This is a genomic window from Planococcus chinensis, from assembly GCF_042681545.1.
In the GTDB taxonomy this organism is placed as follows: Bacteria; Bacillota; Bacilli; order Bacillales_A; family Planococcaceae; genus Planococcus; species Planococcus chinensis.
Genome location: NZ_JBHUFW010000002.1, coordinates 146,579 through 172,465 on the forward strand (window position 1 = coordinate 146,579; position 25,887 = coordinate 172,465).

Annotated in this window: 21 protein-coding genes; 18 read left to right on the plus strand and 3 right to left on the minus strand. The window is 51.4% G+C overall.

Going from position 1 to position 25,887, the window contains the following annotated elements; translation table 11 throughout:
• Positions 1-93 precede the first annotated feature (93 nt).
• Together ACFSDB_RS00760 and ACFSDB_RS00765 are read left to right on the plus strand one after the other, a co-directional pair.
• Complete coding sequence (locus ACFSDB_RS00760) at positions 94-1,587, plus strand: amidase (protein ID WP_204891545.1); 1,494 nt, start codon at positions 94-96, stop codon at positions 1,585-1,587.
• Positions 1,588-1,836: 249 nt separating this feature from the next.
• Entirely contained in the window at positions 1,837-2,523 is a 687-nt protein-coding gene (locus ACFSDB_RS00765; RefSeq protein ID WP_204891544.1) for a FusB/FusC family EF-G-binding protein, read from the plus strand.
• A gap of 74 nt (positions 2,524-2,597) precedes the next feature.
• On the opposite strand, the gene ACFSDB_RS00770 is transcribed toward ACFSDB_RS00765, so the two are convergent.
• On the minus strand, positions 2,598-3,692 hold the full coding sequence (locus tag ACFSDB_RS00770; RefSeq protein WP_204891543.1) for a CdaR family transcriptional regulator: 1,095 nt from the start codon (positions 3,690-3,692) through the stop codon (positions 2,598-2,600).
• Between the two features lie 144 nt (positions 3,693-3,836).
• On the opposite strand from ACFSDB_RS00770, the gene ACFSDB_RS00775 reads away from it, so the two are divergent.
• The 8 genes from ACFSDB_RS00775 (at position 3,837) to pcp (ending at position 12,210) form a co-directional block, all read left to right on the plus strand.
• Positions 3,837-4,997 (plus strand): glycerate kinase, encoded by a 1,161-nt coding sequence (locus ACFSDB_RS00775; protein ID WP_204891542.1) that lies wholly within the window; start codon positions 3,837-3,839, stop codon positions 4,995-4,997.
• Positions 4,994-6,118 (plus strand): 2-keto-3-deoxygluconate permease, encoded by a 1,125-nt coding sequence (locus tag ACFSDB_RS00780; protein ID WP_204891541.1) that lies wholly within the window; start codon positions 4,994-4,996, stop codon positions 6,116-6,118. Before ACFSDB_RS00775 ends, ACFSDB_RS00780 begins: the two co-directional genes overlap by 4 nt.
• Before the next feature lie 88 nt (positions 6,119-6,206).
• Positions 6,207-7,484, plus strand: coding sequence for a nickel-dependent lactate racemase (larA, locus tag ACFSDB_RS00785; RefSeq protein WP_204891540.1), 1,278 nt, complete (start codon positions 6,207-6,209; stop codon positions 7,482-7,484).
• A 25-nt stretch (positions 7,485-7,509) separates the two neighbouring features.
• Positions 7,510-8,343 carry an ATP-dependent sacrificial sulfur transferase LarE gene (gene larE / locus ACFSDB_RS00790; RefSeq protein WP_204891539.1) on the plus strand — a complete coding sequence of 278 codons (834 nt, stop codon included), beginning with the start codon at positions 7,510-7,512 and terminating at the stop codon, positions 8,341-8,343.
• Positions 8,344-8,449: 106 nt separating this feature from the next.
• Positions 8,450-9,145 carry a nickel pincer cofactor biosynthesis protein LarB gene (gene larB / locus ACFSDB_RS00795; RefSeq protein ID WP_204891538.1) on the plus strand — a complete coding sequence of 232 codons (696 nt, stop codon included), beginning with the start codon at positions 8,450-8,452 and terminating at the stop codon, positions 9,143-9,145.
• Entirely contained in the window at positions 9,126-10,502 is a 1,377-nt protein-coding gene (larC, locus tag ACFSDB_RS00800) for a nickel pincer cofactor biosynthesis protein LarC (protein ID WP_204891537.1), read from the plus strand. The genes larB and larC overlap by 20 nt, the downstream gene beginning before the upstream one ends.
• Positions 10,503-10,504: 2 nt before the next feature.
• Entirely contained in the window at positions 10,505-11,158 is a 654-nt protein-coding gene (locus ACFSDB_RS00805; RefSeq protein ID WP_204891536.1) for an urease accessory protein UreH domain-containing protein, read from the plus strand.
• Between the two features lie 401 nt (positions 11,159-11,559).
• On the plus strand, positions 11,560-12,210 hold the full coding sequence (gene pcp, locus ACFSDB_RS00810; protein ID WP_204891535.1) for a pyroglutamyl-peptidase I: 651 nt from the start codon (positions 11,560-11,562) through the stop codon (positions 12,208-12,210).
• 119 nt (positions 12,211-12,329) lie between these two features.
• On the opposite strand, the gene ACFSDB_RS00815 is transcribed toward pcp, so the two are convergent.
• Positions 12,330-13,040: a FadR/GntR family transcriptional regulator gene (locus ACFSDB_RS00815; RefSeq protein ID WP_204891534.1), complete on the minus strand. Its 711-nt coding sequence runs from the start codon at positions 13,038-13,040 to the stop codon at positions 12,330-12,332.
• A gap of 203 nt (positions 13,041-13,243) precedes the next feature.
• Here ACFSDB_RS00815 and ACFSDB_RS00820 point away from each other — a divergent pair, with 203 nt between their 5' ends.
• The 6 genes from ACFSDB_RS00820 (at position 13,244) to ACFSDB_RS00845 (ending at position 21,880) form a co-directional block, all read left to right on the plus strand.
• Positions 13,244-14,392, plus strand: a complete 1,149-nt coding sequence (locus ACFSDB_RS00820) for a M24 family metallopeptidase (protein WP_377338771.1) — start codon at positions 13,244-13,246, stop codon at positions 14,390-14,392.
• 13 nt (positions 14,393-14,405) lie between these two features.
• On the plus strand, positions 14,406-16,529 hold the full coding sequence (locus tag ACFSDB_RS00825; RefSeq protein WP_204891533.1) for a hydantoinase/oxoprolinase family protein: 2,124 nt from the start codon (positions 14,406-14,408) through the stop codon (positions 16,527-16,529).
• Complete coding sequence (locus ACFSDB_RS00830; RefSeq protein WP_204891532.1) at positions 16,514-18,247, plus strand: hydantoinase B/oxoprolinase family protein; 1,734 nt, start codon at positions 16,514-16,516, stop codon at positions 18,245-18,247. The genes ACFSDB_RS00825 and ACFSDB_RS00830 overlap by 16 nt, the downstream gene beginning before the upstream one ends.
• 101 nt (positions 18,248-18,348) lie before the next feature.
• Positions 18,349-19,368, plus strand: coding sequence for a sugar ABC transporter substrate-binding protein (locus ACFSDB_RS00835; protein ID WP_204891531.1), 1,020 nt, complete (start codon positions 18,349-18,351; stop codon positions 19,366-19,368).
• A gap of 21 nt (positions 19,369-19,389) precedes the next feature.
• Positions 19,390-20,874, plus strand: coding sequence for a sugar ABC transporter ATP-binding protein (locus ACFSDB_RS00840; protein ID WP_204891530.1), 1,485 nt, complete (start codon positions 19,390-19,392; stop codon positions 20,872-20,874).
• A gap of 13 nt (positions 20,875-20,887) precedes the next feature.
• Positions 20,888-21,880, plus strand: a complete 993-nt coding sequence (locus ACFSDB_RS00845) for an ABC transporter permease (RefSeq protein ID WP_204891529.1) — start codon at positions 20,888-20,890, stop codon at positions 21,878-21,880.
• A gap of 93 nt (positions 21,881-21,973) precedes the next feature.
• On the opposite strand, the gene ACFSDB_RS00850 is transcribed toward ACFSDB_RS00845, so the two are convergent.
• Positions 21,974-23,101: a 2-methylaconitate cis-trans isomerase PrpF family protein gene (locus ACFSDB_RS00850; RefSeq protein WP_204891528.1), complete on the minus strand. Its 1,128-nt coding sequence runs from the start codon at positions 23,099-23,101 to the stop codon at positions 21,974-21,976.
• 130 nt (positions 23,102-23,231) lie between these two features.
• Between ACFSDB_RS00850 and ACFSDB_RS00855 the strand changes: the two genes are divergently transcribed.
• On the plus strand, positions 23,232-24,095 hold the full coding sequence (locus ACFSDB_RS00855; RefSeq protein WP_204891527.1) for a LysR family transcriptional regulator: 864 nt from the start codon (positions 23,232-23,234) through the stop codon (positions 24,093-24,095).
• Positions 24,096-24,269: 174 nt separating this feature from the next.
• Positions 24,270-25,577: a CitMHS family transporter gene (locus ACFSDB_RS00860; RefSeq protein WP_204891704.1), complete on the plus strand. Its 1,308-nt coding sequence runs from the start codon at positions 24,270-24,272 to the stop codon at positions 25,575-25,577.
• The last annotated feature ends 310 nt before the right edge of the window (positions 25,578-25,887 follow it).

Consider the following 25,887-nt stretch of genomic DNA (forward strand, 5'->3'; position numbering starts at 1 on the left):
TATTCCCAGAATCGATTTTCTTCCGGGCGCCTGCAATGATACAATTCCGGTATGCACCATACAGGCCAGCGATTGGCCGGACTGGAGGAACCCATGGATTTACCTACATACCTGACACTCGACGCTACTGCGATGGCGGAGGGAATCGCGAAAAAAGAGACGACTGCGGCCGAACTGCTCGCGCTGAGCTTCGAACGGCTGAAAGAATTGAACCCTAAAGTGAACGCATTCACGTCCACACGGCAGGAAGCGGCGATGAGAGAGCTGGATGCCAATAAAGCCGGTCCTTTTGCCGGCGTGCCGATGGCGTTGAAGAACATTTCGCAGTCCTTTGAAGGCGAGCCGTTGACTGCGGGTTCCAAGCTGCTGGAAGGTTCTGTTGCAAAGCACGATTCCCATTTCGTTTCGAAATTGAAATCGTCGGGCGTTTCGGTTGTCGGGCACACGAACACGCCGGAATTCGGCTTGAAGAACATCAGTGAACCCGAACTGTACGGTGCTTCCCGCAACCCGTGGAACCCAGAATTCTCGCCGGGCGGCTCAAGCGGCGGCGCGGCTGCAGCGGTGGCATCCGGCATCGTGCCGTTTGCCGGAGCAAGCGACGGGGGAGGCTCGATCCGCATCCCCGCATCGTTCACAGGCCTGTTCGGATTGAAGCCGACCCGCGGCCGGACACCGGTCGGGCCCGGCGCCGGGAGGCAGTGGCAAGGGGCATCGATCGATTTTGCCCTGACCCGCACGGTACGTGACAGTGCAACATTGCTTGATATACTGCAGACGGTCCAGCCGGAAGCCGCGTTCCAGGCGCCGCTATTTCCCGGGAAATATACGGACGCGTTGAAAGTTCCGGAAACGGGGCTGAAAATCGCTTTTACGCTGGAGTCGCCCGTCGGCACGCCGGTGTCCGAAGATGCGAAAAGAGCGCTGCAGAAAACTGTGTGCTGGCTCATCGACGCCGGGCATGAAGTGGAAGAGGTCCACAACGGCATTGACGGCGTCCGGCTCATGCAGGACTATTACTTGATGAACAGCGGCGAGATGGCGCTCCTCACGCGGACCCTTGAAAACGCGATGGGGCGCCCGATGACGGCGTACGATATGGAGATCGAATCGTGGCTCCTCAGTGAAGCCGGCAGGAACGTGTCAGCAGCTGATTATTCTGCGAGCCTTGCTTCGTGGGACGCAGCCGCGGCCAAGATGGCTTCGCTGCACCGCACGTATGACTTCTACTTGACGCCGGCGACCGCGTTCACGGCGCCGAAGATCGGCGAACTGACGCATTCCGCCGAATCGAAGGGGGCGCTCCTCGAGCAATGGGCGAAAGCCGGCACGATGCAGCGCCAGCAGGACATAATCTATGAGATGTTCCTGCCGAGCTTGACGTATACGCCGTATACGCAGCTTGCGAACCTGACAGGGCAGCCTGCGGTATCCCTTCCCGTCCATGTGTCGGATGCCGGCCTGCCGATCGGCGTCCAGTTCATGGCGCAAAAAGGCGAAGAGCACCGGCTGCTCGGGCTCGCCACCGCAATCGAAGCGAGCGATTTATGGGCCGGTCAAAAAGGGAATCCGGTGCTCAGCCGCTAATCCCTTCAATGGAAAACGGCCTCGATATCAAGTATCATTAGACCTAACAGAACGTTAAAGGTGGTGGTATAAGGTGGCAATCAAAAATCTATTGTCAGCGTCAGCACTCACTCATGCAAAGCCTGGTATCCGGGAAGGCGATAATTTGTGTGGGGCAGACTTGAAATGACCCATCGCCCGCATGGATGCGCCGATACACGGCTTGCTTCTATATATTCCGTACAACCCAACGAATAAGGAGTGTAGCATATGATCCATGTCAAAGAATCATCCGGCAGAACCGGGAACGCAACGGATCTTCCGGAGGCGTTCATCCGCAATGACCAATTCAATTTTATCAAGGAACAGGCGGGCATCCTCGTCTCGGGGCAGGCGACCGGAAACGACGCCGAAGTGCTGAACGTGCTCCGCCACTTGGCGCACGAGAAGGTCTTCAAGCTGTTCCCCCAGCTTACCGAAGAGCAGAAAGCGGTGCTCAATCCGCTCGCCAAAGTGAAGGAGACCGCTGAAGCGGAGGCGTTCCTGGAACAACTCCAACCTTACGTCATCCCTTTCAAAACCGTGACGGAACAAAGCCTCAAGAAGCTGTTCCCGAAAGCGAAAAAACTGAAAGGGCCGAAGCTGGAGGCGCTCGATTTCAAGAAGCTCTCCTACATCGCCTGGACCGAAAGCTCGACGCTGATGTACCTCGTCGCCGAAAAGGACGGCCGCTTTGAAGGCATCCACGGCACGATGACGCGCAGCCATAAAAAAGGCGTCTGCACAATCTGCAACCGCCACAGCGAAGTCGGCCTGTTCACGGCGAAAACGAAAAGCTCCGGGCAGGACCAGTTCGTCAAACGCGGCAATTACGTCTGTCTGGACAATGAAACCTGCAACAGCAACATCAATGGATTGGAGCGGCTCAACGAGTTTGTTGAGCGGCTGCAGAAATAGAAAAGCGAAAGGGCTTCCCGGGAAACTGGGAAGCCCTTTTTTCATTTGTTTCCTTATTAATAGTATTAAGGATTTTAATCCCGCTGCTCTTTCTGAAAAATCCAAAGCGCAACTTGCAGAATCAGGGCATCCTCGAAGTTCTTCGGGTCATGGCCTGTATCTTCGACAATTTTCTTCAACCGGTAGATCAAGGTATTGCGGTGGAGGTACAGGGCGTCCGCAGTCTGCTGGATGTTCAAGTTGTTGGCGAAAAAGGCACCCAGCGTCTCGGCTTTCGCTTCATCGAAATTCTTCAGTACCCGGTGGGCAAAACGGTCGGCGATGTCGGCATCCACTTGGTAAAACAGGGATTTCACTTCGATATGGGAAAAAGAGACGCATTCTTTATCCTTTCCGCTGATCGCGAGTGCGATTTCGCAGTCTTTATAAGATTGATTGAATTGATGAAGATGATGAAAAGGAAGGCTGTAAGCCATCCGGAAACGGACATCCAGTTTTTTCAGCAGCTCTTGAAGCGCCTGGATCGCCTCGTCTGCTTCATTCCCTTCGATGCCATTCAAGCCGATGAACAGGCGATTGACATTGATAAAGCTGACCAGCGCCCGCTGTTGTCCGAGCATCCCTTCAATTGCCTGGATGATGGTGCGGTTGGCGGCTGAACGTTCCGCTATCTGGACGATGACCGATGTGAAGGGCGGTGTCAGCGTGAAGCCGAGCAAGCCGAGGTTCTCCTGGACGGAGGTGAACGAGGGCGACCTTTTCAGCAATTGATCGACCACGGTTTCCTTTGTACGCTGCTGCCATTCCATCTGGGAATCCATGAATGCCTGTTTGATCATCAGCTCCGTGGTCATCTTGACCAGTTCGCCGATTTCCTCCAGTTCAGCAGGCACGCCTGTAATGCCGATTACTCCGATAATATGGTCCTGGAAGACGATGGGCAGGTTGATGCCCGGCTGTGCGCCTTTCAGTTCCTCGCCTTCGTGGATCACGAGCATTTTTTTTGTTTCCAATACTTTCAAAGCCCCTTCGTGGATTGCCCCGATCCTTGACTTGTCCATAGCCGAAAGGATAATCCCTTCGGTATTCATGATATTGACGTTGCGGTGAAGACGGAGAGAAGTCTCCCGGACGATTTCATTCGCGATTTTCTTGGTAAGCATTTGCATAAATGATCTCCTTTTTTAGTTAACATGCACAACAAAAACGGTTCAGTAACATATATCTTTAGATGGTACAGCCATAGACGAATCGAGTCAATATTCTTATAATTTAGACTATGTTTATGAAAGCGCTTCCGGAGGGGGGATTCGATGAAAATCATCATAGCACCTGATTCATTCAAGGGAAGCTTGACCGCTGTCCAAGCGGCAAGCGCAATCAATAGAGGCATTCTCAAAGCATTTCCGGAAGCGGAGACCGTCCAGCTTCCGATCGGCGACGGCGGGGAAGGTACCATGGAGACGCTGGTGGCTGCGACCGGCGGAAAGATCCGGAGGGTGGAAGTAACCGGCCCGTTGAACCAGCCTGCCGAAGCCGCTTATGGCATATTGGGGGACGGCAAGACGTGTGTGGTGGAAATGGCATCAGCATCCGGCCTGCACCTGGTTCCGGAAAATGGACTTTCTCCACTGAAAGCCACCACTTACGGAACGGGCGAATTGATCCGCCATGCACTTGACGACGGGTTTACAAACTTTATCGTCGGCCTTGGCGGTTCTGCCACCAATGACGGGGGCGCCGGGATGCTGCAGGCGCTCGGCCTCAACATCCTCGATTCCGAAGGCGATGAAATCGGCTTTGGCGGAGGGGCGCTTTCGGATGTCAGCCGGATCGATACCGGCTCGCTTGATGCACGCATCAGCGAAAGCACATTCATCATTGCTTCGGATGTGCAGAACCCGCTGATCGGCCCGGACGGGGCGTCGCACGTCTTCGGGCCGCAGAAAGGGGCGGATCTGGAACAGGTGGAGCTGCTTGACCGGAACCTTGTCCACTGGGCGGACCGGATATTGGAAGCGACCGGTATCCGGCTGCACGATTTGGCCGGTGCAGGCGCTGCCGGGGGCATCGGCGGCGCGTTCCAGGCGTTCTTCCCGGTGACCGTGAAACGGGGCGTCGATGTCGTTCTGGATTATATCCAGCTCGATCAGAAACTGGCAGGCACAGATCTGGTCATTACCGGGGAAGGGCAGGTCGACCGCCAGACGGCTTTCGGCAAGACGCCGCTCGGGGTGGCGCAGCGGGCCGGCAGCCAAAACGTCCCGACCATCATCCTGGCAGGAAGTGTCGGAGAAGGGGCGGGCGTCCTGCATAAGCACGGCGTGGTTAGCATACACAGCATCGTCAACGGGCCCATGACTTTAGCCGAAGCCTTTGAAAGGGCCGAGGAATTGCTGGAATCCAGTGCCGAACAGGTTGTTCGTGCATATTTTTACCAAAACACACACATTAAAGGGAGGTTAGAAGTATGAACATCAAAGATACCATTGAAAAAGTTCCCGGCGGCCTGATGGTCGTTCCGTTGCTGCTTGGCGCCACATTGAATACAATTGACCAGCTTCATTTGCCGTTTGTCCAAAGCATCCTGAAGTGGCTGGGTGCGGCACCGACCGAAGACGGATTTTATGAATTCCTTCGGATTGGCGGATTCTCCCAGGAATTGTTCAAAGACGGTGCCCTGGTGCTGATTGCTCTGTTCCTGTTCTCCATCGGGAGCCAGATGAATATGAAAGTCGGTGCCAAGGCGCTGAAAAAAGGAGCGATTTTGACCGGCTCCAAATACCTTGGCGGCGTCGTTGTCGGGGTGGCGTTCGGTTTCTTCTTCGATCCATGGCACGGCCTCCTCGGCCTTTCGACACTCGCCATCATCGCCGGCATGACCAACAGCAACGGCGGACTTTATGCGGCATTGACGGGACAATACGGCAACCGTTCGGATGTCGGCGGCTTGTCGATCCTGTCGCTTAACGATGGCCCGTTCTTCACCTTGGTGGCGCTTGGCCTGATGGGTACTGCGTTCCCGGTCATCTCGTTCATCGCGGTCTTGCTGCCGCTTGCAATCGGCATGCTTCTGGGGAACTTGGATCCGAAAATCCGCGAATTCCTGAAGCCGGGTGAAACGATCACGATTCCGTTCTTCGCGTTCGCCCTCGGAGCCGGCATGAACCTGGCCAACTTCTTCAATCCGGAAGTTCTGGCTGGCGGCCTTGCGCTTGCATTCCTGACATTCTTTGTAACAGCAGCTCTTGGCATACTGGCATTCAAGATCTTCAAGGAAAAAAGCTTTATCGCACCGGTGGCGGAATCTTCGACAGCCGGAAATGCGGCAGCGACGCCTGCAGCGATCCTGGCAGCCGCTGCGGTAGCCGTAAGTTCAGGCGCGATGTCGGCAGCGGAATATGCACAGCTTGAAAGCATCGTGCCTATCGCAACCGCCCAGATCTCCATCTCGACCATCACCACTGCATTGCTGTGCCCGATCGGGGTAATCCTGATGGACCGTTACCAGCGTAAAAGAGGCATTGACGGCCGGGTGGATGAAGTGGAAGCTGCACCAAGAAACGTGAAGACCAAAGAAGTCATCGACAATTAAAGAACCTGTCATCCCCCTATTTCCGATAGGGGGATCACGTGTTATTTTGCACCTGAACAAAATCTACCGGCAAAGCGAGGCATCCCGTATGAAAACAGAACTGCTCTATGGAAAAGACGGCATCATGTTGGATCTTCCCGACAATGCATTTGTCATCGAACCGAAAAATCTGCCGAAAATGGAAAATGACCGTGAAGCGATCCGGGAAGCGCTCCGCAATCCGATCAATTCGAAGCCGCTCCGTGAATCCGTGAAGGCGACGGACATCGTATCGATCGTCATCTCCGATATCACGCGCCCGACGCCTAACCACATCCTGGTGCCGGCGCTGATTGAGGAATTGGACCACGTGCCGCATGAAAATTTTGTCATCATCAACGGCACCGGCACCCACCGCGACCAGACCCGCGAGGAATTCGTGGGCATGCTCGGCGAATGGGTGGTCGACAACATCCGCATCGTCAACAACCATTGCCACGACAAGGAAACACTGATCAAAGTCGGCCACAGCCGCTTCGGCTGTGATGTCTACCTGAACAAGGATTACGTCGAATCGGACTTCAAAATCGTCACCGGTTTCATTGAACCCCATTTCTTTGCGGGCTTTTCCGGCGGACCGAAAGGCATGATGCCGGGCATCGCGGGCATCGAGACCATTATGACGTTCCACAATGCCCGGATGATCGGCGACCCGCTCGCAACTTGGGGCAATATGGTCGACAACCCGGTACAGGATATGACGCGCGAGATCAACGGCATGTGCAAGCCGGATTTCATGCTCAACGTGACACTGAACCGAGAGAAGGACATCACGGCCATCTTCGCCGGCGAACTTTTTGAAGCGCACGACCGGGGCTGCGCGTTTGCCAAAGAGCACGCGATGCTCCGCTGCGACGAGCGCTTTGACGTCGTCATCGCGTCCAATTCGGGCTATCCGCTTGACCAGAACCTGTACCAGGCAGTCAAAGGCATGAGCGCCGCGCATAAGATCGTTAAAAAAGGCGGCTCGATCATCATCGCCTCCGAATGCTCGGATGGGCTGCCGGACCACGGCAATTATTCGAAAATCTTCGAGATGGCGAATTCGCCGCAGGAGCTGCTCGACATGATCAACAATCCGGACTTCAAGCTGTTCGACCAGTGGCAGGTGCAGAAACAGGCCGTCATCCAGGTATGGGCGGACGTCTTCGTCTACTCGAAGCTGACCGACGAACAGGTGGAGAGCACCATGCTCAAGCCGACGCACGACATTGAAGCGACTATCGAAGAATTGAAGAAGAAATACGGCGAAGACATGACCATCGCGGTGCTGCCGCTTGGCCCATTGACCATCCCGTATGTCGAAGAAACCGTAACGGTCGAATAAACTAAAACGAAACGAGGCGGAAGTTATGACAACCACTATCGAAAAGAACAACAAGCTCGGTGAAATCCTGAAAGGCATGAACCGCGTCATCGTCGCCTTCTCCGGCGGCGTGGACAGCGCACTTGTATTAAAGCGCGCGCAACAGGAACTCGGAAACGACAACGTCCTTGCCGTCGTTGTGGCATCGGAATTGTTCCGCAAAGAGGAATTCGCAGGTGCCGTTAATTTGGCAAAAGAGCTCGGGGCGAACGTCCTGGAGGCTGAGATCAAGGAACTTGAAGACGAAGGCGTCGCGGCGAATACGCCGGACAGCTGGTACCACAGCAAGAAGCTCCTATACAGCCACCTGAACGGGCTGGCTGAAAAACTGGGCTACGATTACGTGCTCGATGGCATGATCATGGACGACCTGGACGATTTCAGACCCGGCCTCCGTGCACGCACGGAAGCAGGCGCGCGCAGCGTCCTGCAGGAAGCAGATCTCTACAAGCGCGAAGTGCGTGAACTGTCGAAAGAACTGGCGCTTCCGGTATGGAACAAACCGGCATCGTGCAGCCTGGCGTCCCGCATCCCGTATGGCATCCGCCTCGACAAGGAGAAGATCCGCCAAGTCGACGAAGCGGAGAAATTCATCGGCAAGCTCGGGTTCGGCATGGTCCGCGTCCGCCATCATGAACACACCGCCCGCATCGAAGTGGCAGCGGAAGAGATGGCCGGGCTCTTAGAGCACCGCGAACCGATCCTATTGAAACTGACTTCACTCGGATTCAAGTACATTTCCATCGACCTCCGCGGCTACCGCACAGGCAGCATGAACGAAGTGCTGAGCGACGAACAGCTCGAAGCGGAAGCGAACTGACCCTTGCGGACCCGTCCTGGATGGGACGGGTTCGTTTCTATGCCAAGAAGCATTCTGGAATGGGCGCACGGAGCCTTTTTCCAAGACTAAGACAGCAGGTGAGAACATGGAGAATTTCGAAGACTTGGGTTTCAGCAAAGTGGATTACGACAGAGAAAAACGGCAGGGCTTCCCGGAAGTCATCTACGGGGAAGGCAAAGCCATCGAACACATCGGACCGATCATGGGCAAACTGATCGACCGGCACGGAAAGGTCATGGTGACCCGCCTGGATGCTGAAAAAGCGGAGCATCTGCTGGGATTGTTTCCGGAAGCCGAATACGACCGGATCTCCCGCATCCTGACAGTGGGCAAGCCGGAACTGGCATTCGGCGGGCAGGTGATGGTGCTGGCTGCCGGCACGTCCGACCTTTTTGTGGCGGAAGAAGCGGCCCTTACCGCGGAATGGATGGGCTGCAATGTCCGGCGGCTTTATGACGTCGGCGTCGCCGGCATCGACCGGCTGCTTGCGTACCGCGATGAAATCACCCGGGCGAGCGTACTGATCGTCGTCGCCGGGATGGAAGGGGCGCTTCCGAGCGTCGTCGGCGGCCTCGTCGAGCGTCCGGTCATCGCCGTCCCGACATCCATCGGCTACGGGGCGCATCTCGAAGGCATCACACCGCTCCTCGCCATGATGAGCTCGTGTGCATCCGGCATGAGCGTCGTCAACATCGACAACGGCTTCGGCGCCGCCTACCAGGCTGCCATGATTATGAAACTAGTTTCCGAGGGGGTCCACCATGAAAGTCCTATATCTTGACTGCCAGTCCGGCATCTCGGGCGACATGACGCTGTCAGCGCTCATCGACCTGGGAGCGGACATCGCCTATATCAGCGATGAACTGAAAAAACTGCCGATCGACCCGTTCACCCTGAACGTCAAACAAGTCGACAAGCGCGGCATCTCCGCCAAACTGCTCGACCTGCAGTTTGAAGAGTCGGAAGGCGATGGGCACTCCCATGAACACGGCGTGGGCCATTCGCACGGGCACAGCCATTCGCATGCCCATTTAGATGATCATTCGCACGACCACGGCCATAGCCATACACATTCCCACAGCCACTCGCACAGCCACCTCGACGAGCACGGCCACGAGCATGCACACGACGACGGCCACCATTCGCATTCGCACCGGAAAGCATCGACCATCCTCGGGATGATCCGGGACAGCAGCCTTGCGCCGCGCGTCAAACAGCGGAGCCTGGCGGTGTTCGGCGTCATCGCGGAAGCCGAAGGGAAGATCCACGGCATGGACCCGGAAGAAGTGCATTTCCACGAAGTGGGCGGCATGGACTCGATCATCGACATCATCGGCGTCTGCCTGGCGATTGAAAGCCTGGCCGTCGACCGCATCATCTCTTCACCGGTTCCGACCGGCCACGGTAAGATCATGATCGCCCACGGCCTCTACCCGATCCCGGCTCCGGCGACTGCCGAAATCCTGAAAGGCGTGCCGCTCGCGGACTTCCATGTGCGCGGCGAACTGACAACGCCGACCGGCGCAGCATTCGTCAAAGCGCTGGCCAGCGAATACGGCCAGCTGCCGGCGCTTGCCATTGAGAACATCGGCTATGGCGCGGGCAAAAAGAATTTCGAACACCCGAACGTCATCCGGGCGGTCCTCTTCAACGAAGAGCCGGCTGCAGCACGCGAGAAGATCTCCGTCCTCGAATGCCAGCTCGACGACACAACCGGCGAAACGCTCGGCTATGTCATGGAAAAGCTGCTTGCAGAAGGGGCGCTTGACGTCTATTACACGCCGGTCGCCATGAAGAAAAGCCGCCCCGGCACGCTCATAACCGTCCTCGCGAAGCCGGAGCACGCCTTTAAGCTCGAAGACATCCTGCTGCGCGAAACGAGCACATTCGGCGTCCGCAAGACGGAGTGGACGCGCCGCATCCTCGAGCGCGATTTCAAGGCCGTCGACACAGCATACGGCCCGGTTACGGTAAAAGTCGGCATGCTCGAAGGCGAAATCCTCAAGCTGTCGCCGGAATTTGAAGACGTGAAACGAGCGGCAATCTCGCATGGCGTTCCGCTGCGCGATGTGTTCCTTGAAGTGCAGAAAGAAGCAGGCGCACAGTTCGGGCTGAAATACAGCGACGTGGGGTTATAAGCATGGGCGAGTTAAATCTATGGTCCATCCTGGCCATCGGCTTTGTCCTTGGCATCAAACATGCGCTCGAGCCTGACCACATCATCGGCGTCTCGACGCTGGCAAGTGAAAGCAAAAAGCTCTGGAAATCGTCGCTGGTCGGCGTCTTTTGGGGCATCGGACACACCAGCACACTGCTCGTGACCGGTTTGCTTCTCATTGTTCTCAAAATCAGCATCACCGACAAATGGGCGATGAGCCTCGAGTTCCTCGTCGGCATCATGCTCGTCTATTTCGGCGTGGCGGCAATCCTGCATAAGAAAGGGACACACCGCCAAACGGAAGCGGGAGCAGGCGGCAAATTCCATTACCGCAAGCCCTTGTTCATGGGCTTTATCCACGGCCTTGCCGGCAGCGCCGCCATGATCCTCCTGACGATGAGCACCGTCGACAGCATCTGGCAGGGAGCGGGCTATATCCTGGTATTCGGCTTCGGGACGATCGTCAGCATGCTCCTGTTCAACACCGTCATCGGCATCCCGTTCGTCATGAGCAAGAACAAGGCATCAGTCAACAAGCCGTTGATCCAGTTCGCTGGGCTGTTGAGCGCCGCGTTCGGGTTGTATTATATGTATAACCTGGGAGTTAATGAAGGATTGTTTCGGTTGTGGCTCTGACATTGAAGACACTCAGACTCCCTTTGAACAGGGAGTCTTTTTACCGTGCTTCCATATATAAATTAATGTATTAAGATTGCAGATAAGCATCAACAGCATCACGTGAGTACTCTATAGAACGATTCGAAATCCCAGGAACACAAGGGAATACAGTAGATACGAGTAAATGATGAGCGGCCGGCCCATCTGCAAAAATCTACTAGACAGGTACAAACACTTACGTAACGGGACAGACCCTGCTCGCGGACGACGGACTGGTGAAGGCGCTGTAAAATATGGTATAACCAAAGGAAACAAAAGGGCAAACTTGCTGATGCCTATCAGCTAGGAGTGTGGGGGCTGAAGATTATCCTTGAGCAAAACCTGCATCCTGCCGAGTTTGAGCTGGAGGAGGACCAATCATGAAAAAACTATTGCTGACCGGTTTCGAACCATTCCTGAAATTCACGGTGAATCCGACGATGAAGATTGTTGAAGAACTCGACGGTCAAACGATTGGCGGATACAAAATCGTGGGGAGGATCATGTCCGTCGATTTCAATTCGTCAGGCAAGGAGCTGTTAGCGCATATCGAGGACACACGTCCCGATGCGGTCATTTCGCTCGGCTTGGCAGGCGGCCGCTACAAGATCACGCCTGAACGCGTTGCTGTCAATGTCAAAGACGGCGATGCCGACAATGAAGGGCATATTCCTGTAGACGAACCGATTGCCGAAGGCAGTGTACCTGCTTATTTCTCCACACTGCCAATCCGCGCCATGGTCAACAAGCTGCAGGAGAAAGGCTTCCCGGCAGAAGTATCCAATACCGCCGGCACGTATCTCTGCAATAACGTCATGTATGAAGGGCTCCGCTACGCGAAAGCACAGGACCGCCTAATCCCTTCCGGATTCATCCACATCCCGGCTTCCCATGAACTGGCGATTCAGCACGGCAAGATACCGAGCTGGTCGCATGAGGATCTGAAGAACAGCATCCGTATCTGCATTGAAGTGCTCGGTAAAGAAGTGGAAAAAGCAATTGCAAAATCTGATTCCATCGGAATGAAATAGGTTAGAAAGTAAAGGACTTCCCACAAAAGCGGGAAGTCCTTTTTGCATATTAATGAATTTGAAATGGAGATAAAAAGATTGATTTTACGTTGAAGCAGCGATTAACCCAAATACCACCCTCAGTTTTTGTGATAGTACTTGAAATGGTCCATATGCTCCTTCATTTTCTTTACTGACTCTTCTTCATCTCCGTTTTTTATTGCTTCGAAAAGTTCTGGTAATCCATCTATTATAGAGTGCTTCTCAGCTTCGCTGATAAAAATGTCCAATTTGAAGTATGCATAGACCAAAGATTCTACTAAGGTCTTAGCTAATGGATTCCGGGTGCACTCGGCCAGCTTGATGTGGAATCTGGCATCCGCCTCAAAAATTTCCGGGACACTCTTGTTGAGAATCTCTGAAGTTGGCAGCAACCTCTCCAATTCCTGTATATCTTCTTCAGTTCGGTTTTTCGCTGCTAATGCTGCACAAGGAATTTCAATCATTTCTCTGATTGCAAAGAGTTCCCACTTAGTTAAGGTATTGAAAGTTAATGATAGTAATATAATGTCTTGTACACTTTTTAATGCTTTATCTGGATGGAAGTTGGCGATGACATAGCTTTTAGATTTTGGAGATTCCCTTTGTATCAACTGGGACTCAATTAATAAGTCCAGTGCTTCTCTAATGGTAGGTCTACTTACCGCAAAGAAATCTGCCAGTTCTTCTTGTTTCGGTAAACGATCACCGGGTTTCAAATCCTGCTTGTATATTTGCTTTTGGATTGCAGTTGCAATCTGCAGAGGCACCGACTGCAATTCAAAATCTTTCAATTTAGTGAACAGTTCCATAAAATCTCCCCTTAATATTTTACTCAAATAAGATTAATGAAGGCGAAAAAATTCTTGTAAGTTTTTTTTACATGAAACTTTATTGACTTTAATATTCTTCTATCATACATTGTAGTCAAATCGATGTACAGAATTTTCTGTAAAATCAGGAAATACAAAATTCATTACATTGATGTCATTAAATTAGCGAAGGGGAGAGCGAAATGACGAATAACATGGTGGAAACTTACAATGAAAAAAATGCTGTAAAATATCGATGGAATCAACTGGATTCATTAATGGAAACTGAAAAGTTGGACGTTGTCGTTGTCTATGGGAAAGGGATTATCACTCAATATGGATTCCTTTATTATTTTGGCGGATATTATCCAATTCTCAGACCGGGTTTCATCGTTTATGCCAAGGGACAGAAACCGATTGCTTATTACACTACAAGAGCAGATAGTTATTTAGCGAAAAAGATGGGATTTGTTGATGACGCGAGGTTCCTGGGGACAGGGGACGTCATTCACTCAGAAGCTGATTTGTATCAACAGATTGGGGAACTGATCAACTCGTATGAACCGAAAAAAGTAGGGGTTGTTGGACTTGAATCGATGATGAGCAGCAGCCAAAGTTCCATGTTGAAAAATCTGGTGGATGCCGAGGTGTTAGATATCACCCGAAATATCGAAAAAATCAAAGGCATTAAGTCTCCCGACGAGCAAGAAGGAATTCGCCAATCTTATGCGTTAGCCCTTGAAAGCTTTGATGAATTCAAGACCGCCATCAGACCTGGAAGAACTTCCGCAGAAATCGCTGCCGACATTGAAAAAGTTGCGCGTGCAAAAGGCGCCATCGACACTTTGATTTTCGTAGAAGAAGGGCCTTACTTCTTAAGAAAGCCTACTTCTGAAAAAATCACGAACAACTCATTAGTGACCGCATACGTGGAACTGATTGATGAAAACGGCTATTGGGTCGAAAAAGCCGGATTGTTCACAGTGGGTGAGGTTTCCGAGGAAGAAATGAAGCTTGCACAGTCTTGTGTAAACGCTATCAAAGAAATTCAGCAGACGTTGAAGCCGGGCATTCCGATCAATACCGTAGCGAAAATCATCTACAAACATACGGAGAAACTGGATGTGAACATGGGAATCTGGCATGGGCACGGAATTGGCGTGGATCATGATTTGCCGATTTTGACGGACGACGATACAAGCTTGTTCGAAGAAGATATGGTTGTTAGTGTGCATCCGAATTATTCAGACAAGCAGGAGCAATATGGGGTCAGTATTGCTGATGTTTTTATCATTACGAAAGATGGAGCGGAATCACTCAGCCGAGGCACATACGACATCATTAAACTTTAAGGGGGATTACATTATGTCAAAATTTACAATGGGCATTGACGTTGGCGGTACTTTCACTGACTTTCTATTCTTGAATTCCGAAAACGACCAGCAGTTGGTTGAAAAGGTATTGACAACACCCCATGATCCATCGGAAGGCGTGCTGACCGGTATCGGCAACATTGCTGCAAAATTCAATCTGACTGCTCAGCAGCTATTGGAGCAGACCGGTTTGATCGTTCATGGAACGACCGTAACAACCAATGCGGTTTTAACTGACAAAGGAGCTAAAACCGGTTTGATCACAACAGAAGGTTTCAGGGATGTTCTACAAATGCGCCGTGGCGTACGTAGCAAGGAACACCTTTACGATAATAAATATGCAGCTCCGAAACCTTTGGTTCCTAGACACTTGATATACGGGGCAAAAGAAAGAACGCACCTGGATGGAAAGGTTTTGACTGAAGTCACCAAAGAAGATTTGAAAAATGCGGTCGAGCTGTTCAAGGAAGAAGGGATTTCCTCTGTCGCCATTTGCTTTATGCATTCTTATGCCAATCCCCAAAATGAGCTGTTGGCGAAGCAATACGTAGAGGAATTGATGCCGGATGCATTCGTATCGATTTCCACGGATGTGGCATCTGTTGTGAGACTTTATAACCGCGTAAGTACGGTTGCGATGAATTCGTATGTCGGCCCTATCCTTAAAAATTATATCGGCCACCTTGTCGATAAATTGCGCAGCCTCCATTTTGAGGGTGAACTGCTAATCATGCAGTCCAATGGTGGGGTAACTAATCCGCTGAATGTGGTTGAAGTCCCGGCGACTACGGTGTTATCCGGACCTGCAGGAGGACCGGTAGCGGGCAGTGTGTTTGCCAAAACGAGCGGGTTCAATGACGCCATTGTCGTCGATATGGGAGGGACCTCTTTTGAAGCTTCCATCATCGACAAAGGAGAAGTAAGCATCAAAAAAGAGGGAGAAGTAAAACGCAACCTCATTTCCTTGCCGATGGCGGATATTCATACAATCGGTTCCGGTGGAGGAAGCATAGCGTGGATTGATGACGGAGGCTTATTGAAAGTCGGACCGCAAAGCGCTACAGCCGTTCCTGGTCCTGCATGTTATGACCGCGGCGGTGAATTGCCAACATGTTCTGATGCCGATCTGGTGTTGGGCTATCTGAACCCTGATTTTTTCCTGGGTGGGGGCATTTCGCTGAACCTGGAAAAAGCACGGCAAGCGGTGTCGGAACATGTGGCCAAACCGCTCGGGTTGAGCATTGAAGAGGCGGCACTCGGAATTTATGAAATCTCCAATCTGAATATGGCAAACGGCATCAAGGAAGCGACCGTCCTGCAGGGCCATGATCCCCGTTCATTCCCACTGATAGTAGCTGGAGGCGCCGGTCCGGTGCATGCAGCCATGATTGCAAAAGAACTGGACATCAAGGAAATCATCGTCCCTAAATTCTCTTCAGTGCTTTGTGCGGTAGGGATGCTCGCATCCAACCTGCGACATGATTACGTGAAAACCTACAACAAAAACTGGAAGTCTGCGAGCTTGGACGAAATCATGGACGTGTTGAGTGAAGACAGAGCGCTTGGACTGAAAGCCTTGTCGAATGAAGGCGTGAAAGAGGAAGAAAGTGCGTTGGTCTACGGATTGGATATGAGATATCTTGGCCAGCACTATGAAGTGACCATTGAAATTGATGAAGAAGATATGAGCAATGACAACAAAGCGGAAGTCGCTGGCAAATTCCACGCTGGACATGAAAGGCTCTTTGGCTTCAGCTTACTGAACAGTGATCTTGAAATCATGAATATCCGACTGACATGCAAAGGCAAACAATCGGAATTCAAAGCGCAGACAATAGACGAAGTGGGCGAAAATGAGGAAGTCCAGCCGAAAAACACACGCAAGGTCTTTGATCCGGTGACGAAACAATTGCTCGAAACGGATGTTTACGATGGTGAAATGATGAAAGCGGGAGCCGCTCTACAAGGACCGGCAATTATTGAGTTGACGACGACGACGATTGTAGTGCCAACCGGTTTCAATGTCGATTTGAACAAACACGGCAACTTCATCATCAGAGATTCAGCCCATGCACTTCAAGCACATGAGGAGGAAAAAGTATGGATCAAATCCTAGTCTCAATATTGTCAAACCGTTTGAAAGCCATTGGACGCCAGATGGGGGTTGTCATTGAACGAAGTGCGCATTCCCCTTTGCTTGTGGAAGGACGAGACTTTTCATTGGGAATTTATGATTTCCAAGGGAACTTGATCGAGCAGACAGAATACATCCCGATTCTTGGATATGCGGCGAGTCCAGGCGTCAAAGAAGTGGTGAAATATTTTGGAGATGACGTTTATGAAGGGGATGTCTTCCTCCATAACGATCCGTTTACCGGGGGCAACCAAAACTCGGACTGGAAAGTGCTGAAACCTGTTTTTTATAATGACGAATGTGTGGCTTGGACTGTTATCACAGCTCACCAGGCGGATGTCGGGGGCGCGGTTCCAGGCTCCTATAATCCGAACGCCACCGATTTATGGCAGGAGGGCTTGCGGATTCCCCCGCTGAAAATCTATGAAAAAGGGAAGCTCCGGTATGATGTGTGGGATCTGGTCATCGGGAACGTCAGGTTGCCGGTGGTCGGGGATGACATCCATGCGATGGTGGGAGGCTGCACGGTTGGTGAAAGAGAATTGAAAGTGTTGTTTGAACAATATTCAAAACAGGTGATTTATGAGGCTGTCGAAGAGATCTTTAACTCTACTGAAAAGATGGCGAAGAAAATCATCAAAGGCATGCCTAACGGCAATTACAAAGCGTCATGGAAAGTTCGAGACGATGGCCATGACCATAACGCGGAGATGATCATCAAAGTCGACATACAAGTGGACGATGAACACATCACCTTTGATTTTGAAGGGACTTCCCCTCAAACAAAAGGGTACGTGAACGCGCCGTATCCTGTCACGCTCTCTTCCGTGATGATTACGTTCTTCATGTTGAGCGAGCAGGAAATCGCTCACAACGAGGCTGTTCAGCGATGCATTACGCTGAAAGTCCCTGAAGGAACCATGCTCAATCCCAAGTACCCTGCTGCCACAGGTTTCGGAAACCATTTGAGCGACCAGGTATGTTCAGTGATCATGCTGGCCCTGCAGGAGGCGCTTCCTGAACGAATCACCGCAGGCTGGAATACTTTATTGTGTGCCATTGTAAATGGCTATGATTCCAGACGACAGATGCCGTATGTGGATATTTTATTGAATGGCACGAAAGGCGGAAGCGGCGGCACTTATGGAACAGACGGATACGATCATATCGGATTGATCGCTTCCGGGGGGGCTTTGGCTGCCCAAGATCCCGAAATGTTTGAAATGGTTAATCCGGTTTTCCTGACGAAATATGAATACAGCCAAGATTCTGCCGGTGCCGGACAATGGCGGGGCGGCCTGGGTGTAGAAACAACTTTCACTTTCTTGGACGATGGCGGCCAAGCCAGCATTTTTGGTGACGGCGGCACAGAAGACACACGAGCACCGGGCATATTGGGCGGGAAGCCTGGAAGCATCAATACAATCGAACTGCTTTATCCGAACGATGGAAAATATGTGGGCCATGTCAAAGACCTGATTTCCGACATTCCTAAACAAACCGTGTACAAACAATTGGCTGGCGGAGGCGGAGGCTACGGCAATCCGGCAGATCGAAAGGTTGAACAAGTGGCATTTGATGTGAGATGCGGTTACGTATCGGAACAGGTGGCGCTGGAACAATATAAAGTGGCATTCACGGACGCGCAACGGGGTACGGTGGATATGGAAAAAACTCAAAAGCTGAGACAGACGGTCTGACCAGTTGAATAAGGATGAGCTGGCGAATGTTTTCACCTATAGTGGTTTGCCGGCTCATTTTTTAACACAACACAAATTGAAACGTGGGGAGTGGCCAGCTTATGAAAAACAAAAGACACTTTTTCGTTGCTACCTGTATGATTCTGGTGCTTATTCTGTCGGCTTGTGGATCTGAAAATACTGCTTCAGGGAGCGATGCACTGAAAATAGGCGTATCCATCCCGGCGGGTTCAAACAATACGGTGAAAAATTGGTACGAAGCAATTAAAACCAGTGGAGAAAAACAAGGATTTGAAGTGATCGGCATCGATAGTCAAGGGGATCCCAGCAAGCAAGTGGGCACCATCGATAATCTGCTGACACAAAATGTGGATGCACTCATCGTGTGGCCGCTGGATGCAAATACCGTCCAACCGGCGCTTGACCGCGCAATCGCCAAAAACATCCCGGTGCTTGGTGTGGATTTCAATGTGGCTAAAGGCGGGGAGGGCTATAACCTGACAAGCCAGGTGATCTTTGACCGGGGTGCTTCCGCTACAGAAGCGGCAAAGGTTTTTGCTGAAACATTCAAAGGCCAGGAAGTGGAAGTGGCAGGAATCGGCATGGCCATTCCGGTGCCTGGAAATATCTTCGTTATGTCAAAGTTCAAAGAAGAAACGGAAAACTACGATAACCTCAAATGGGTGGAACAACAGGACAACCCGACTGATAATATCGCCGGGGCAGCACCAATCATGGCCAATATCCTCACGAAAAATCCGAATGTTCGGGCCGTTTTCACTTACAATGACGAGACCGCAATTGGAGCGGCACAGGCTATTAAAAACGCCAACAAAACCTTATATGAAGAAGACCCTGATAAAGGAGTCATGATCATCGGCGTGAACGCTGAAAAAAGTGGCATTGAAGCGATTGAACAAGGAAAAGTGCATGCGACATTCAATTTGAATCCCATCAAAGCAGGCGTTGAAGCAGTCGACTTCCTGAACCAACATCTTAACGAAGGCAAAAAACTGGAAGAGTTGCCCAAAGAAATCGTGATTCCGGTTCCGATGGTCAATAAAGACACGGAAGATTTTGTTTCATGGGAAGAAGAGCTGAATTCAATATCAGCTGACTAAGGAACAATGGGAGTGAAGGCGATGAAAAGAAGCGAAGACGCGATTGAATTCAATAACATCTCCAAATTCTATCCCGGAGTCAAGGCGCTTTCAAGCATAAACTTCTCAATCAAATGGGGGACCATCCTTGGGTTGGCAGGAGAAAACGGTTCAGGAAAATCCACACTGCTGAAGCTTTTGACAGGAATCGAAAAAGCGAGTGAAGGTGAAGTCAAAGTCAGGAATGAACCCATTACCTCCATTAAAAGTGCACGGCGCCAAAAGATTGCCATGGTAACGCAAGAGCCGTCTTTGGTGGAAGAGTTGTCGATCGCGGAAAATGTCATTGTAAATGAAAGCGGAAAGTGGTTTGTGAACTGGAAGGAAAAAGAGAAAAAAACTTCTTTTTATCTGAACAAGCTCGGGCTGGACCTGAATGTGAAAGAAAAAGCCGGAAAGTTATCCCCGGATCAGCAGCAATTGGTGTCTATAGCAAAAGCCTTGGCGACAGAGCCCACCATCCTGCTTTTGGATGAAGCAACCAGTTCGTTGACAGACGACCAGACTGATTTAGTGTTCGAATTGCTGCAGGAGTTCAAGGCAAACGACAATATCGTCATTTTCATCTCACACAAATTGAAGGAATACTTGAAGATATGCGATGAGATCATCGTACTGCGGGATTCCCATTATATAACTAGGCTTGTCCCGCCGCACTGGACCGAAGAAGAGATTATATCGTCGATGGTTGGAAGAGAATTGTCGAATCTTTTTCCAAATAAAAAACAAGCGCAGCACGCGAATGTCATGGTCTGCATCAAAGAGCTGAAAATAAAGAACTCCGCCAACAAAGCTTTGGATATCAATATCCGAAAAGGAGAGATCTTCGTTTTTTCAGGATTGGTGGGCTGCGGAAGAAGTGAAATTCTGCGGGCGCTGGTAGGCGACATGGAATCCGACGGACAGATTGATTTGGCTGGAGAATCGTACCCTTGCCAAAGTCCGGTAGAAGCATTGAAAAGGGGAGTCACCCTGATTCCTGCTGAAAGGAAATCCGAAGGGATCATCGGCCATTTATCCGTGTTTGAAAATGCTGTTCTGGGCGTCCGGTCCCGGAAGTCCTTGCTCGGATTGGTGAACCGGAAAAAAGAAGAGGAAGTTGTTGAAAAGATCATAGCCGATTTAGGAGTGAAAACCGCTTCCGTCCATACACACATCGAACATTTGTCCGGAGGCAACCAGCAGAAAGTGATTTTAGGAAGAGCATTATCAATTGGGCCGCAGGTGCTTTTGCTGGATGAACCGACGCGCGGCATCGATGTCGGAGCAAAATCGGAAATCTATCACCTGCTCCGAAAACTTTCAGATGAAGGATTAACAGTCATCATTTCATCCTCCGATTTGCAAGAGGTGGTAGGAGTCGCAGACCGGGTCGGCGTCATGTTCAGGGGCGAACTGAAAACGATTTTAAACAACCATGAAGTTACCGAAGAAAATATCATGTACTACGCCACAGGTAACGATTAGAACGGAGGTAAATATGGATACTGAAACTACCTTAAAAACCGTCGAAGAAGTCAGCCCGAAAAAGATGAACTACAAGCAGTTATTATTGAAGTTTGCCGGAATTGGGCCGCTGCTGATTCTCCTGTGCATTATCGTGAGCATCATCAACCCGGCATTCCTCACAGTCCAGAACTGGATCAACCTGCTCACCGCAAGTTCCGGCATATGGATCATGGCCATGGCCATGACGCTGGTGCTGTTGACAGCCGGATTCGATTTGTCGGTTGGCTCTACGATGGCATTGAGCGGCGTCATGCTCGTAACTTTGCTGTCTACTGGAATGTCGCAAATACTTAGCATCGTCGTAACCATTGCGGCGATTACAGCGATCGGTTTTCTCATCAATGGCCTATTGATCGGAAAAGTCGGATTAAATTTCTTTGTCGTCACCTTAGGCACCTTGTCGCTGTTTAGGGGAATCGTTTTTGTTTGGACGAACGGGGAAACAAAATATGTATCCGAGTATCCGCTAATCATGGCTCTGGGCAACGGAAAGCTTGGGGCAGTTCCGTATCCGATCATTATCATGCTGGTTGTTTTCCTCGCTTCGTTTTTGTTCTTAAAATACACCAGTTTTGGCCGTTCCATCTACATCGTCGGGGGCAACCCTCACACGGCGAAGCTGTCTGGCATTAACGTCACACTGGTGATTACAGTAGTTTACGCAATCAGCGCCATGTTTGCAGCATTGGCCGGCATCATCGAAACTGGAAGATTGGCTTCTGCTGCCCCGACAATCGGGACCAGTACGGAATTGCTTGTTGCGGCTGCAGTGTTGCTCGGAGGAACAAGTTTCAAAGGCGGCGTTGGCGGAGTAGCGGGAACCGCATTAGGTGTCTTGTTCATCGCGGTACTGCAAAATGGATTAAGCTTGGCAAACGTCTCGTCGTACTGGCAAAACGTCATCACTGGTATTATCCTTATACTGGCGATTTTTTTGAACCACGTAAAATCCAAAAATCTTTGATGTAAAATTAAAAATGAAGAAAAGGCTTTCCGGGAAACCGGAAAGCCTTTTTGATGTCCTGCCCACAAAAACTGCCGCTTTAAGGGACGTTCCTCACGCTAGCGACTTGCTGTACACATAATTATGCTTCGTGTAGACAAACCCTTCCAGGATCATGCGGGCGGTGCGTACGACTTTGATGTTGCTGATATGTCCCGCAATCATGTCCACTTTCGTTTCAATAATGCCGGACGGGTGGCCTAAGCGCAGGACGGTGTTTTCGACTTCGATGACGTCGCTTAGAATCGTGTCTTTTAAAAAGGCGCCGGCCGTGGTACAGATGGCGCCGGTGATGGCCAAGGCCTGGTGCGGCTTTTGCATCGACATCATGCGGATGCGGCAATCCATTCCGTCCGCTTTCCGTTCCACACCGTTGACGTCGAAATACGTTTCGGGAGGTGCGATGATCGTCATTTTCGGCACGGCGGGCGATTTCACGGTCGCTTCCTCTTTCGTTGAAAACAGGCACATTTCAGCGGCGGCTGAGCGGATCTCTTCCAATTCCGCCAGCTTTTCCGCGGTGAAGTCATGCGGCAATTCGGAGCCGGTCAATCCGACGTCTTCTGCTCTCACAAAAACGAGGGGATTGGCGACATCGATGATGGACACGTCAATCGGGCCGTTCCGTGTTTCGATCCGGTCAACCGGGTTGCCGGTCGGGAACAGCTTGCCGGTGACGGCGCCTTGCGCATCGGTAAACGACAAGTAGATCGGTGAGCCGGTCCCCGGAACGCCGGGGATTTCGCAATGTCCTTCCGTTTTCACCCGTCCATTTTCCACTTCGACTTCCGCGATGATCACTTTCTGCGTGTTCGTGTTGAAGATCCGGACCACCGTCACCGGCGCCACGGCTGCCACAAGCCCTTGTTCAATGGCATACGGGCCCACGGCAGACGAGATGTTCCCACAATTCCCCTTGAAATCGACCAGCTGGTTTTCGATGCTGACCTGCGCAAACGTATAGTCCACGTCGATTCCATTCATCTCCGACTTTTTGATGATGGCGGCTTTGCTGGTGAGGGAATTGCCTCCGCCCAGGCCGTCGATTTGCCGCTGGTCGGGGCTTCCCATGATATCGAGCAGGAAGCTGTCCCAAAGCACACGGTCCTCCGGCATTTCCTCGTAATTGATAAAGACTCCCTTGCTGGTTCCGCCGCGCATCACGGCAATCGGCACTTTCATCGGATGAACCACCTTTCTGAAAATTCTATTGCTTCTAAAAACAGAGTATGGTAATTTGAGTCATAAGTGAAATAGATATTTTATTCGATACCTTATCGAAAATACTTATAACATAGATGGAGTGATCGAAATGGATGAAAAAGATTGGGAAGCGATGCAGGTCTTATATGAAGAAAAAAATATCAGCCGCGCCTCGGAACGGCTGTACATCTCGCAGCCGGCCCTGACATACCGCCTGAAAAACCTCGAAAAAGAAGTCGGGACAAAGCTTTTCTTCAAGACGAAAAAGGGAATTGAGCTGACTTCGGAAGGGATCTACCTGGCACAATATGCAGAGGAAATGGTCACGAAGCTGCAAAACACTAAAGATTACCTTCAGAACATGCAGCAGGAAATCCGGGGCACAATCCGTCTCGGCGTTTCGAGCAATTTTGCGCAATACAAACTGCCGCCGCTGTTAAAGGAGTTTTTGACGGCCCATCCGAATGTCCAATTCAGCGTCAACACGGGATGGAGCGCGGATATCATGGGGCTGCTCAATTCGTCAGGCGTCCACTTGGGCATCCTTCGCGGCGATTACAATTGGACAGGGGCGAAGACCTTGCTGCAGACCGAGCAATTGTTTCTGATTTCCAAGAAAGAAGTGGACATGAAGCAAGTGCCGGAACTGCCTTTCATCAATTACAAGACGGACAGTTCGCTGAAGGACATCATCAGCAAATGGTGGCATAACCGCTACGTCGAGCCGCCGATGATCACCATGGAAACCGACCGGCAGGAGACCTGCAAAGAAATGGTGAAAAACGATCTGGGCATCGCCATCTTGCCGGAGATCTGCCTGCGTCCTTCAGACGAGCTCTACAAATACCCGCTGTTCTATGAGAACGGCGAACCGGTGACGCGGGATACGTGGCTGATGTACAACCAGGAATTCCTGAAATTGTCGACGGTGCAGAAATTCATCGACTTCCTCAATGAGCGCCCTTCTTTTTAATAGCGGACAGAAAATAGGTTATAAGTTTTTTTGTTGATTTCTGATAAGATTTATCTATTTTACTTATTGGAGTAGATGAAATATTCTTATAACTAATTCAAATTGTTAACGAATCAACATTCGTGACAGATTTCCGGTAATTGTAAGCGAATACATTCGAAGGGGGTAATTGTTATTCTTACATTTTTAGGGGTGTCGATGGTTGTTGTCTTTACGTATCTGATTATGGCGAAAAAGCTGTCGCCGGTGGCGGCATTGGTCGTGGTGCCGATTGTCTTTGCGCTGATCGGCGGGTTCTGGTCGGGGCTTGGCGGCATGATGATGGATGGGTTGAAGCAGGTTGCGCCGTCCGCGGCGTTATTGTTGTTCGCGATTTTGTTCTTTGGCATTCTGATCGATGCGGGCTTGTTTGATCCGCTGATCAATAAAGTCATGAAACTGGTCAAAGGGGACCCGGTGAAAATCGCACTGGGCACAGCCGTCATTGCAATGATTGCGTCTTTGGACGGAGATGGGACGACGACACATATGATCACCATCTCAGCGATGCTCGCACTTTACCTGCGCTTGGGGATGAACCCCTTGGTGCTGGCGACCATCTCGGTATTGTCAGTCAGTATCGTCAGCGGCATGACGCCGTGGGGCGGGCCGGCCACACGGGCGATCGCCTCGCTTGGCCTCGATGCCAATGAATTCTTCATTCCGATCCTGCCGACGATGCTGGCGGGGATGCTCAGCATTCTGGGCGTCGCGTATCTGATGGGCAAGAAAGAACGGGCACGGCTTGGCATCATCTCTGTGGAGAAGATTCCGGCCGGTTCGGAAAGCATGCTGCAAGTCGCCGCCACCCATGCGCTGGAAAACGACTTGAAGCGGCCGAAGCTGATCTGGGTCAACCTGGTGTTGGCTGTCACCATCATGACGGTCCTGGTAATGGGCCTATTGCCGGCACCGATCAGCTTCCTGATCGGGTTTGTCCTGGCTGCGGCAATCAACTACCCGAATTTGGACCTGCAAAAAGAACGGATTCTGGCGCATTCCGGAAATGCCATTACCGTGGTCGTGCTGGTGTTTGCAGCCGGGATCTTCTCGGGCATCTTTTCCGGAACGCAGATGGTCGATGCCATCTCCAATTCGCTGATTTCGATCATACCGGCGTCCGTCGGCTCGTACTATCCGCTGGTCGTGGCAATCACGAGCATGCCGTTCACGTTTGCGCTTTCGAATGATGCCTATTATTTCGGCGTCCTGCCGATCTTGGCAGAAGCGGGAGCCGCATACGGCGTCAGCCCGCTGGAAATTGCCCGGGCGTCTGTTCTGGGCCAGCCGATCCATTTCCTGAGCCCGCTGGTCGCTTCCACGCTGCTGGTTGCCGGCATGGTGCAGAAGGACATCGGCGAACTGCAGAAGTTCGCATTCAAATGGGCATTTATCTGCTGTCTCGCCATCATCGCGGTGGCGTTCATCACAGGAGCGATCTAACACAAAAAGGGATTCCGCCAAGAATGGCGGAATCCCTTTGAGCTTGTAGACAAAAGAATAATTTTTCAAGTAGATGAATAAAACTAACGAAAGCTGTGTTGGGATCCTCCACTTCAGGCGGACGCTTTCCGCGGGCTCGCGCCAAACTAACTAAGAACCTGTGCTCCTGCGCAAGCTCGTCGCAAATACTTGCCCTCGCAAGCTTCGGTCAAGCATTGACTGGCGTCCGAGTGGATTTCGGCACTTCGCTATCCCGCAGGGAAAACCGGTGCTCCTGCATCGCTGCGCTGCTTCGTCGCAAACAAGTTGG

What these genes read in the sequence shown, in the direction of transcription:
- ACFSDB_RS00760 (WP_204891545.1), top strand. Translation starts at nt 94, where the DNA reads ATGGATTTACCTACATACCTGACACTCGACGCTACTGCGATGGCGGAG.
- ACFSDB_RS00765 (WP_204891544.1), top strand. Translation starts at nt 1,837, where the DNA reads ATGATCCATGTCAAAGAATCATCCGGCAGAACCGGGAACGCAACGGAT.
- ACFSDB_RS00770 (WP_204891543.1), bottom strand. Translation starts at nt 3,692, where the DNA reads ATGCAAATGCTTACCAAGAAAATCGCGAATGAAATCGTCCGGGAGACT.
- ACFSDB_RS00775 (WP_204891542.1), top strand. Translation starts at nt 3,837, where the DNA reads ATGAAAATCATCATAGCACCTGATTCATTCAAGGGAAGCTTGACCGCT.
- ACFSDB_RS00780 (WP_204891541.1), top strand. Translation starts at nt 4,994, where the DNA reads ATGAACATCAAAGATACCATTGAAAAAGTTCCCGGCGGCCTGATGGTC.
- larA (WP_204891540.1), top strand. Translation starts at nt 6,207, where the DNA reads ATGAAAACAGAACTGCTCTATGGAAAAGACGGCATCATGTTGGATCTT.
- larE (WP_204891539.1), top strand. Translation starts at nt 7,510, where the DNA reads ATGACAACCACTATCGAAAAGAACAACAAGCTCGGTGAAATCCTGAAA.
- larB (WP_204891538.1), top strand. Translation starts at nt 8,450, where the DNA reads ATGGAGAATTTCGAAGACTTGGGTTTCAGCAAAGTGGATTACGACAGA.
- larC (WP_204891537.1), top strand. Translation starts at nt 9,126, where the DNA reads ATGAAAGTCCTATATCTTGACTGCCAGTCCGGCATCTCGGGCGACATG.
- ACFSDB_RS00805 (WP_204891536.1), top strand. Translation starts at nt 10,505, where the DNA reads ATGGGCGAGTTAAATCTATGGTCCATCCTGGCCATCGGCTTTGTCCTT.
- pcp (WP_204891535.1), top strand. Translation starts at nt 11,560, where the DNA reads ATGAAAAAACTATTGCTGACCGGTTTCGAACCATTCCTGAAATTCACG.
- ACFSDB_RS00815 (WP_204891534.1), bottom strand. Translation starts at nt 13,040, where the DNA reads ATGGAACTGTTCACTAAATTGAAAGATTTTGAATTGCAGTCGGTGCCT.
- ACFSDB_RS00820 (WP_377338771.1), top strand. Translation starts at nt 13,244, where the DNA reads ATGACGAATAACATGGTGGAAACTTACAATGAAAAAAATGCTGTAAAA.
- ACFSDB_RS00825 (WP_204891533.1), top strand. Translation starts at nt 14,406, where the DNA reads ATGTCAAAATTTACAATGGGCATTGACGTTGGCGGTACTTTCACTGAC.
- ACFSDB_RS00830 (WP_204891532.1), top strand. Translation starts at nt 16,514, where the DNA reads ATGGATCAAATCCTAGTCTCAATATTGTCAAACCGTTTGAAAGCCATT.
- ACFSDB_RS00835 (WP_204891531.1), top strand. Translation starts at nt 18,349, where the DNA reads ATGAAAAACAAAAGACACTTTTTCGTTGCTACCTGTATGATTCTGGTG.
- ACFSDB_RS00840 (WP_204891530.1), top strand. Translation starts at nt 19,390, where the DNA reads ATGAAAAGAAGCGAAGACGCGATTGAATTCAATAACATCTCCAAATTC.
- ACFSDB_RS00845 (WP_204891529.1), top strand. Translation starts at nt 20,888, where the DNA reads ATGGATACTGAAACTACCTTAAAAACCGTCGAAGAAGTCAGCCCGAAA.
- ACFSDB_RS00850 (WP_204891528.1), bottom strand. Translation starts at nt 23,101, where the DNA reads ATGAAAGTGCCGATTGCCGTGATGCGCGGCGGAACCAGCAAGGGAGTC.
- ACFSDB_RS00855 (WP_204891527.1), top strand. Translation starts at nt 23,232, where the DNA reads ATGGATGAAAAAGATTGGGAAGCGATGCAGGTCTTATATGAAGAAAAA.